This window comes from Desulfovibrio sp. 1188_IL3213 (genome assembly GCF_036763145.1).
Lineage (GTDB): Bacteria > Desulfobacterota > Desulfovibrionia > Desulfovibrionales > Desulfovibrionaceae > Desulfovibrio.
In genome coordinates, this window is record NZ_JBAIYR010000059.1 from 1 (window position 1) to 9296 (window position 9296).

Here is a 9296-nt window from a genome sequence, read left to right on the forward strand (position 1 = left end):
GGGCGGGCTTTGCCGAACAGGGCAAAGCCGCGCCGACCCGTGAAACGCCCCTGCCCGACTCCCGTCAGGCCAATGACATGGCCCGTCAGCTCGGGCTTACCCTGCGTACGGTTTTCATTGACGCAGGACACGGCGGGCGCGACCCCGGAACCAGTCATAACGGCATTCTTGAGCGCGTCATTACCCTGGACGTGGCCCTGACCCTTGGCCGCCTTTTGCAGGCCAATGGAGTGGATGTGGTCTACAGCCGCACCAAGGATATAGGGCTTTCACTGCGGGAGCGGACAAGCAGCGCCAATGCCGCCGGAGCAGACATTTTTGTTTCCATTCATGTAAATGCCAATGACGACAGGTCGGTCAACGGTTTTGAAACCTACTATCTTGATCTGGCGAGCAACAGCGAGGCCGCACGGGTGGCCGCGCTTGAAAACTCGGGCAGCGACCATCGCCTGGGCGATATGCAAAAAATGCTGGCCGATGTCATGCTGAATGCCAGAGTAGACGAATCACGCCGGCTTGCACAAGATATTCAGCGCCTTAGCATCTTTCGACTGAAAAAACGGCAGTATGATGTCCGCAACAACGGGGTCAAGTCAGCTCCCTTCCATGTGCTGCTTGGCGCACAGATGCCCGCCGTGCTGGTGGAGCTTGGCTATTGCACCCATGCCGCCGAAGCCCGCAATCTTGCCAATGCCAAATATCGTCTTGCGCTGGCCGAGGGACTGGCCGAAGGCATACTTGCATACAAAGACAGACTGCTTAAAAGACGAACTGCCCATAATTCCTTGACGCCCGAAAGCGCCGATGCTATGTGATGCAGGGATTTCAAATGTATGCCGCTCTGTCGTATCAGCAAAAATAAAGCCCAGTTACACAGGCGCGGCCAGGTCCGGTCCCGGCTTGTGCAGCGCACGGGCCACGCACAAAAAACAGTGTTATACAAGTTTCTTACGGCGCAAGGGTCATCCCAATTCCGCAAGGACGAGATATAAAAACAGCAATCGGGGAAGGAGTACTTTACATGCGCAAGGTTTTGATGATGACCGTAGCGGTTTGCATGCTCATGGCCGGAGCGGCCCTTGCGGCTGACAGCAACGCCGTGCCCGCCGCCAAAATTGGTGTTGTGGACATGCAAACTGTGGCCACGCAGAGCGAACCCGCCGAGGCCGCCAAAAAGCAGATGGAACAAAAGTTCGGCAAAGAACGTGCCGAGCTGGAAAAGCAGGGCGAAGCCCTGAAGAAAAAGGCCGAATCGCTCAAAAATCCCAAGGTCAGCGAAGAAAAAAAGCTGGAATTCATCCGCGCCAAGCAGGACCTGGACCAGAAGACCCGCAACTTCCTGCGCAAGGTTGAACAGGAAGAAGTGAAGCTTCGCCAAGACATGGTGACCCTGGTCTTCAGCGCCACCTACGAAGTGGCCCGCACCAAGGGCTTCAACTTTGTGGTGGACGTGACCGCGGGCGGCGTTCTGTACGCCGACCAGTCAATGGACCTGACCCAGGACGTGCTCACCGAAGTGAACAGGCTTTACAAAGAAAAGAAAAACGACAAGGGCGGCAAAAAATAAGCGCCCGTCCATAAAGCGACACGGCCTCTCGACCCTGACGGGCGGGAGGCTTTTTTCTTTACTGCCATTTGACCTGAAGTTGTTGTGACGGTCGTATCCTCAGTCAGAGCCACCTGAGCCTTTCAGGCGGCGACCGGTCCAGAGGCTTTGCCGCGCTGGGGTAAGACGCGGCCCAAGCGTTTTTGAAAAGACAACGGCGGAACGCATCCGCGCCGTGCACCGGGCGGTCAAAAGGCAAGGCTGGTGCTTGCCCCTTGCAACTGCATGTTCTCAAAGGTAAAATACTCTCAGCGGGCGCGTGACTACGCGCCATAGGGACAGGGCCGCCGTCATTCCGCCGTCCCGGCCACAGACACGCCAAACTCGCCAGGAGGCCAGAACATATGGATTCAGTTACGCAAAGCCAGAGCATGGACATACAGCGCATTTTGCGCCTGCTGCCCCACCGCTACCCCTTCCTGCTGGTGGACAGGGTTGTGGAATGCGTAGCCGGTTCGCATATCAGGGCGTACAAAAACGTTACCTTCAACGAACCGTTTTTTCAGGGGCATTTTCCCGGCGCGCCCATCATGCCCGGTGTGCTCATTCTTGAGGCCCTGGCCCAGACCGGCGGCCTGCTGGCCGCTTCAGGCATGGGCGACCTGGACGACAAGCTTTTTCTCTTTACCGGCCTTGACGGCGTTAAATTTCGCCGCCAGGTGATTCCCGGCGACCGTCTGGACCTTGAGTGCTCCAACATCCGCATGAAGCTCAAACTTTGCAAGATGGAAGCTCGCGCCTTTGTGGACGGCAAGCTCGCCGCAGAAGCCCAGATCACTGCCGCTATCGGGGACAGGCCCAAAGACTGAGCATAGGCCCACAGCCGCTGCACATCTGTCCAACATAAAAAGCCCGTTTGCGGCCGGGGAATCATGTGTCCCCGCCACAAACGGGCTTTGCGCCAACCGGCCGAAGACGGCCGCTACATTACTTTGCCAGCAATACCCAGGCCGGGCCTTTGGCATCCAGATGGCTGGCGACATAATTGCCCCGCTCTTCGCCGCCGCAAAACACGTCGATACGGTTTTTCTTGATAGCGCCGCCCACATCCTGGGCAAAGCCGATGCCGCGCAGCGGCACCTTGCCTCGCTGCTGGTCAGGAATATTCACCCCATAGGCCACAACCGACCCCAAGGGAATAAAGGTGCGGTCTGTGGCAAGCGACAGCCAGTCGTCCACCACCTGTCCCATGGCCCCCGTAGGGCCACGGGTTCCGTAGCGGAAAAAGACATAGCTGGGATTTTCGTTCAGTATCTCGCGCACACGCTGCGGATTATCCTTGAACCACTGGCGCTGCTCGAAGATATGCCCTTCCCGGAGCAAGCCCTTTTCCCGCATGATGCGTCCCGAGCTTTTATACTTGTGACCGTTCTGCCCCGCATAATTGATGTACGCCTGGGTTCCGTCGTCAAAGACCAGCCTGCCGGAACCCTGAATTTCCAGAAAAAACACGTCCACGGGGTCCGCAGCCCAGGCCAGTTCCAGTCCCTTTCCGGCAAGCACCTGTTTTTCTTCAATGGTGCGGCGGTCATAGTAGCGCCCGCGCTTGGCCTTCACCGCCTTGATGTCCGGCGGCAGCGCGTAGATGGCCTGGGTATAGCCCGGCTTGCGTGTGCGGCTGGCACGCACCACAGGCTCGTAATACCCCGAATACTTTATGCCGTCCGGCACTTCCACCCAGCGGAAGTTTGCCAGAAAAAGCTCCGGTTCCTTGTCCAGACGAGGCAAAAGTTCCTGCAAGCGGGTCAGGGTGCGAGAAAGCTCGCCCCAGGTCACGCTCAGGCCCGGCCGCTGCACGGCAACGGCCGTGGCGGGCTTGCTGTTGACATAGCGTAAAGACTTGCGCACGGTAGGAGCTATCTCTTTCCAACTGCCCAGATCCTGATTGACAGGTTTCAGGCAGCTTACGAAAAACTCCGGGCTTTCAAAGGCCACAGGCGGTCCTACCGGCTCCGGAGAGGGAGGGGCCACCTTTTTGCCGCAGGCCCCAAGCAGAAAACACATAAGCAGCAGCGCCACCAGGGCCGGTCTGAACCCACAGGGTCGGTCAATGGAACCGTGAGTGTAAGGCGCGTATAAACAAGGAGCATTCGCGTGCATGAAGAGTTCCCCACTCCTGATATCTGGATGCCACATCGCGTTTCCTACGGCGAAACGGATACGATGGGCGTTCTTTATTATGCTGAATATCTGCACCTTTTCGAGCGCGCCCGCAGCGAATACATCCGCCGCTGCGGCATGAGCTACGCCGAGGTGGAGAAAAAAGGCATCATCCTGCCGGTTCGCGAGGCCCAGTGCCGCTACCGCTCGTCCGCCCGCTATGACGACCTTGTGTTGGTGCGCGCGGGCATCAGCGAATGGGGGCGAGCCTCAATGCGCTTTGTATATGAGATATGGAGCGAGGACAAGAAGCGCCTTCTGGCTACCGGCATGACCCAACACGCCCTGGTCAACGCGCAGGGCCGCCCCGTGCCTGCGCCTGACTGGTTCCGTAGCCTCACGTTTGATGCCGTGTAAAAGCCTTCGGCCTCATAAGGCCGGAACGACAGCTACAGCGGCGGCGCATCCCGCTTCAAAGCTGGACGGCATCCCCGTGACGGGCGTAAAATCCGCCCCAAAACCCGCAGCCGTTCCGTTGTCCTTGGTCTAGAGCAATTTAACTTTTAAATTGCTCGGACGGCTGCGTGAGCAGACGTTCGCTACGGAGGCGTAAGCGCAGTTTATCTGCGCGGTTAAACGCCGAAGTGAGCGTGCCTTAAACTTTGAGAATGTATATTCTCAAAGTTAATCTGCTCCAGACAGTGTCGTCACGAGATGAATTTCCTTGGTATATCAAGGAGAACGAGCCTTTTATGCAGGGAGTGTACTCTTATGGTACTCGACCGGAATAAAAGGCGAAGTTCGACGCAGAGATACCGGGAAAGGCGCTCGTGACGGCACTGTCTAGCGGCTGCCACGGTTTTCCGTGACTCAACAGACCCTGCAGAAGTTTTTTTGGCGTTTTCCCCCAAGGCAGACTGCAGCATATTGAAAGGCCCCGGAAAATTCCGGGGCCTTTACGTTCCCGCTGTCTTGCGCCGCACGGCGACGCAGACACGGGCGGAGGGGGCGTTGTTTGGCAAGGCTGTACCACTTTTGCCGAAGGAAAGATTTCGGCACCAGCGGTCTCCGGCCAGAACGCGCGCTCGGCGGTCTGGCAAAGCAAAAATCGGGCGATTCTTGCGAAGAATCCGCAAACAGCGATCTTTCTGACGGCTACTGCCGATCTTCGGGCTCATGGCCCGCATCAATGCGGGCGGACTCCAGCCGCCGCGCTTCATCACTTTCCGGGCTTTTTCCCGAGCAGCAGCAGGACGTTTCCTTTGGACGGCCAGCGCTGCCGCAGCCACTGTCGCAACCGCAACCGCACTGCCCTTTGCGCATGGCGCGCACCATACGCCTGATGACAAAAAAAGCCGCAGCCGCAATACAGAGCGCCACGATAATCAGCTGTATGTCCATTTCAAATCACCTCACACTTAAATAGTGCGTCAATAGAAAATGAAAGTCAAGTTCGTTACAAACTTTTCCATTTCATACGCCACTGGCGCATATTGCGCGGCATGTGCAGGGATATTCCGGAATAAAGAGAAGCAGTCCAGCCCCTGAGATAGCACCCAGGCGCGGTTCAAGGACAGCGTACAGCCCTGGCAGAAAAAGCCCACAAGGCGTTTCTGCCGGTATCCTGAATTGCAGGGATCGCGGCGGCTGCCAGGCGAAAATATTACCGCAAAGCAAGGTCGCCAGGGCGCTGGTGCGTCAGGCAGGCTGAAAAGACTTGTCTCCGGCACATGTGAGCCCAGAGCAGGTTAACGCTACGAATGCAAAGCGCAAAGCGTAAGTCCGCATGCTACGTCGCTTACGCCTCCATGCCTCGCACCAGCCTCGCAGCCGCCAGAACAGTTTCAAGGTGAACTGCTCTATTTGTCTTCTTCGGCAGCCTGCGCGCGGCACATTTCGCACAGGCCATACAGATTATGCACATGGCCCCGCAGCCTGAAGCCGTATTTTTCGGCCATTTCACGCTGCAGCGTCTCAATGCGCGGATCGCATATCTCAACGATCTTACCGCACTGCAGGCAGACCAGATGGTCATGATGACTGTCAGGCTTGGCGACTTCATAACGGGTGATGCCGTCGCTGAAGTGAATTTCCATAGCCATACCGGCATCGCAAAGCAGCTTGAGGGTACGGTATACCGTAGTCTGCCCGATGCCCGGATCACGCTGCAGGATATGCTGATAAAACTCTTCAAGAGAGTGGTGGCCCGGCAGCTCAAAAAAGGCTTCGGCGATGATGCGCCGTTGCGACGTGGTGTTCAGGCCCTTGCGGTTCATGAACTCCAAAAAGTCCGCCAGGCAGGCGTTACGCTGTGTTGCTGTCATAATTGCCTACCCCCGGGTGCAGTGTAAAATATTTTTCACATTCATGCCAAGAAAAACAAAGCACGAGTTTTTTGAGTCTGTTATGCTGAAGGATTCAGATAAATCATCCTTACTTGTGACGCACTTTCAAATAAAAAGCAATGAATTACAGGAACCTGCCACGACCTGAAATCACGTTATCCCTGGCAGCGTGAAGATCTTGTCCCTTTGCCTGCCGCCCTATAGCCTGTATATAAGGATAAAATCAAAAAGTACGGTAACCGTGTTTTCGACGTGCCGCATTCGATGATAACCCTCTTGACATTTTTATCAGGATTGAATACTGTTTTCAAAACAGAAAGACTCTCAACCTTTTCCGGAGCCGCAAGCGCGTTCCGCCTGCAAGGAAAATAATATGGCAAATCTGATCAATTCCAAGGTTGAACCCTTCAATGTACAGGCATTTCATCAGGGTGAGCTGAAAAATGTCTGCGACACAGACCTGCAGGGTCACTGGTCCATTTTCTTTTTCTATCCTGCCGACTTTACCTTTGTTTGCCCCACCGAGCTTGAAGACCTGTCTGAAAGCTACGAAGACTTCAAAAAGCTCAACTGCGAAATTTATTCTGTTTCCACAGACAGCGCCTATGTGCATAAAGCCTGGGCAGACGCCTCCCCAAGCATAGCCAAGATAAAGTACCCCATGCTGTCTGACAGCGCCGGAACCCTTTCACGCGCGTTTCACGTGCTCATTGAAGAAGCCGGTCAGGCCCTGCGCGGCAGCTTTATTGTCAATCCCGAAGGCATCATCAAGGCTTATGAAGTGCATGACCTCGGCATCGGCCGCAATGCCGAAGAACTGCTGCGCAAGCTTGAAGCCGCCCAGTTTGTGGCCCAGCACGGCGATCAGGTCTGCCCTGCCCGCTGGAAGCCCGGCAAGTCCACCCTCAAGCCCGGCCTTGACCTGGTGGGCAAACTGTAGCCCCCGCATTTCTCAGTCCCATAGCCTGTCCTCCTCAGACACTATCCCCGAATCGGAACCACCCGCGCAAGCGGGTGGTTCCTTTATGTCCGCACGTCCAGAACAAGCTTCTCGCTGGCTTTGCGCCAGAGGCAAGCAAAAAGGCTTTTTACCGGCGCACCAATACGGCACGCCACTGACGTAAAAAGCCTTTTGCAGTAATGGATTGAACCAAATAATCAGTTTCGAGGCTTCTGGCGTTGAGGCAGATTTTGCCTGGCTTGCCTGCCTGCACAGTGGCGGCCTGCGCGCATTGGCAGGCCCCGGCCTGTGGCACGGCAAACCACGCGCTCAGCTTGTGCGGCGCTTTATCCTGTCCAGCCGTTCCTGCATAAGAAAACGCCCGGTGACGGATTCCGGGTCAGCCACAATGGCCTCGGGCGTGCCTGCGGAAACAATCAGCCCGCCGTTTTCACCACCCCCCGGCCCCATGTCAAGAACATGGTCAGAAGCCAGGATCATGTCCGTATTATGCTCGATGACCACCACACTGGCCCCCTTGTCCACCAGGGCATGCAGCACCTTGATGAGCTTGCCCACCTCGTGCATGTGCAGCCCCGTGGTCGGCTCGTCCAGAATGTACATGGTTCCGGGCAGCGAACGCTTGCCCAGCTCGCGCGAAATCTTGATGCGCTGGGCCTCTCCGCCGGAGAGGGTGGTGGCGGGCTGTCCAAGCCGCAGGTATTCCAGCCCCACTTCTTCCAGCACTGCCAGGCGGCGTTCCAGCGCCGGATAGTTTTCAAACAACTCTCTGGCCTGGCGCACGGTAAGGTTGAGCACCTCAGCGATGTTCAATCCCTTATAGCGCACCTCAAGGGTTTCGTGATTATAGCGTTTACCCTTGCACACGTCGCAGGTGACGTAAACGTCGGGCAGAAAATGCATTTCCACCCGAATCTGCCCGTCGCCGCCGCAAGCCTCGCACCGGCCGCCCCGCACGTTGAAACTGAAACGCCCAGGCTTGTAACCCCGCTTACGGGCGTCCTGGGTCATGGCAAAAATATTGCGTATCTCGTCGAATATCTTTGTATATGTGGCCGGATTCGAGCGCGGGGTGCGCCCGATGGGCGTCTGGTCGATAGCCACTATGCGCTCCACAGGGGCGGCCCCGCCCTCATACTCCAGCCCGCCGATAGTGCCGGGCTGATCCACACGCAGGCCCAGATTCAGGGCCAGATGCTTGTAGAGCGTATCCACCACCAGCGAGCTTTTGCCCGACCCTGAAACTCCGGTCACGCAGGTGAGCACGCCGAGGGGAATGCGGCATTCCACATTGCGCAGATTGTTGGTGGTCACATTGTGCCTGGCGCACTGGGGCGGATATGGCGAAATTTTCCCCGGTCTCGCGTCAGACGCCCCTGCTGCTTGAAAATGTGGCACACAGCGATGTGGCCTGCCTTGGCGAAGACTTCCTGCATGATCACAAGCTGGGGCTTTGTCTGGACGTGGGGCATCTCCTCGGCTATGCTCAGGAAAAGCTGCTCCATTCAGCCCTGCCCGCACAGGCTTGCCTGCTGCACTGGAGCGCACCCGGCAAGGGCGACCAGCACCTGCCGCTCACGGCTCTCACGCCGGCGCAAAGGCGCATCGCGTGGCGCATCATGGCTGACGCCCCGCGCACAGCCACACATCTGGTAGAAGTGTTCCAATGGGAAGGGCTGGCGGCTTCCCTGCCTGTTCTGGCAGCCCTTGCCGCTGGTGAAACGCCGGACGAATCCGGGGGCTGAAGGCAAAAACACAGCCATGCGGCGTATGAACCCGCCGTGCAATCAGGGGCATCGGCCTCGGGAGGATGAATACAGCAATGCTGCCCACTGCCGAACTTGTCGCCAATATGAAGCAATGGCGGCAAACACTGGACAAGGACGACCGCTGGTGCATCCTTATCAATGCCGATCCCGATGCTCTGGCCTCGGCGCTGGCCCTGAGGCGCATCCTGCTGCCGCGGGTTCACAATGCCGACATTGCCCGCGTCAACGAAGTCACCCGGCCCGACAACCTCGCCATGGTACGCTACCTGCGCATTCCGGTGCGCATGTGGCAGCCGGAAAAAGCCGACCAGTACAACCGCTTTGCCATCGTGGACTCGCAGCCGCACCACCACAAGTCTTTCCACGACATTGTTTTTGACTGCGTCATCGACCACCATCCCCTGCCGGCCGCCACAGAGGAACCGCCCTATTCCCCCGACGCCTATTGCGACATCCGCCCCGGCCTCGGGGCCACCAGCACCATGATGACCCGCTATATGCAGGGGCTGCGCATG

The 9296-nt window shown here is 57.3% G+C and carries 10 protein-coding genes and 1 pseudogene; 7 read left to right on the forward strand and 4 right to left on the reverse strand.

Translation table 11 applies throughout. The features are described 5' to 3' along the window. The 3 genes from V6C16_RS04665 to fabZ form a co-directional block, all read left to right on the forward strand. On the forward strand, positions 1–815 hold an 815-nt coding region (locus tag V6C16_RS04665; protein WP_333542822.1), incomplete at its 5' end, for an N-acetylmuramoyl-L-alanine amidase family protein. 206 nt (positions 816–1021) lie between these two features. Further along, on the forward strand, positions 1022–1567 hold the full coding sequence (locus V6C16_RS04670) for an OmpH family outer membrane protein (protein ID WP_012624244.1): 546 nt from the start codon (positions 1022–1024) through the stop codon (positions 1565–1567). A gap of 383 nt (positions 1568–1950) precedes the next feature. Beyond that, positions 1951–2415, forward strand: a complete 465-nt coding sequence (gene fabZ, locus V6C16_RS04675; protein WP_333536125.1) for a 3-hydroxyacyl-ACP dehydratase FabZ — start codon at positions 1951–1953, stop codon at positions 2413–2415. 118 nt (positions 2416–2533) lie between these two features. Here fabZ and V6C16_RS04680 read toward each other — a convergent pair whose 3' ends face one another. Continuing rightward, positions 2534–3706 carry an MltA domain-containing protein gene (locus V6C16_RS04680; protein ID WP_333536123.1) on the reverse strand — a complete coding sequence of 391 codons (1173 nt, stop codon included), beginning with the start codon at positions 3704–3706 and terminating at the stop codon, positions 2534–2536. Positions 3707–3733: 27 nt separating this feature from the next. Between V6C16_RS04680 and V6C16_RS04685 the strand changes: the two genes are divergently transcribed. Next, entirely contained in the window at positions 3734–4123 is a 390-nt protein-coding gene (locus V6C16_RS04685) for an acyl-CoA thioesterase (RefSeq protein ID WP_333536127.1), read from the forward strand. A 738-nt stretch (positions 4124–4861) separates the two neighbouring features. Here the strand turns inward: V6C16_RS04685 and V6C16_RS04690 are convergent. After that, positions 4862–5107, reverse strand: coding sequence for a FeoB-associated Cys-rich membrane protein (locus tag V6C16_RS04690; RefSeq protein WP_333536121.1), 246 nt, complete (start codon positions 5105–5107; stop codon positions 4862–4864). A 458-nt stretch (positions 5108–5565) separates the two neighbouring features. Beyond that, complete coding sequence (locus V6C16_RS04695; protein WP_333536120.1) at positions 5566–6030, reverse strand: Fur family transcriptional regulator; 465 nt, start codon at positions 6028–6030, stop codon at positions 5566–5568. Between the two features lie 394 nt (positions 6031–6424). Between V6C16_RS04695 and ahpC the strand changes: the two genes are divergently transcribed. Next, positions 6425–6991 (forward strand): alkyl hydroperoxide reductase subunit C, encoded by a 567-nt coding sequence (ahpC, locus tag V6C16_RS04700; RefSeq protein WP_333536118.1) that lies wholly within the window; start codon positions 6425–6427, stop codon positions 6989–6991. 330 nt (positions 6992–7321) lie between these two features. Here the strand turns inward: ahpC and V6C16_RS04705 are convergent. Continuing rightward, positions 7322–8332: pseudogene (locus V6C16_RS04705) on the reverse strand (excinuclease ABC subunit UvrA); the annotation flags it as partial. A gap of 20 nt (positions 8333–8352) precedes the next feature. Between V6C16_RS04705 and V6C16_RS04710 the strand changes: the two are divergent. Both V6C16_RS04710 and V6C16_RS04715 read left to right on the forward strand, forming a co-directional pair. Then, entirely contained in the window at positions 8353–8757 is a 405-nt protein-coding gene (locus tag V6C16_RS04710) for a hypothetical protein (RefSeq protein WP_333542823.1), read from the forward strand. A 65-nt stretch (positions 8758–8822) separates the two neighbouring features. Then, positions 8823–9296 (forward strand): DHH family phosphoesterase (locus V6C16_RS04715; protein WP_333542824.1); only part of this gene is annotated, 474 nt, incomplete at its 3' end.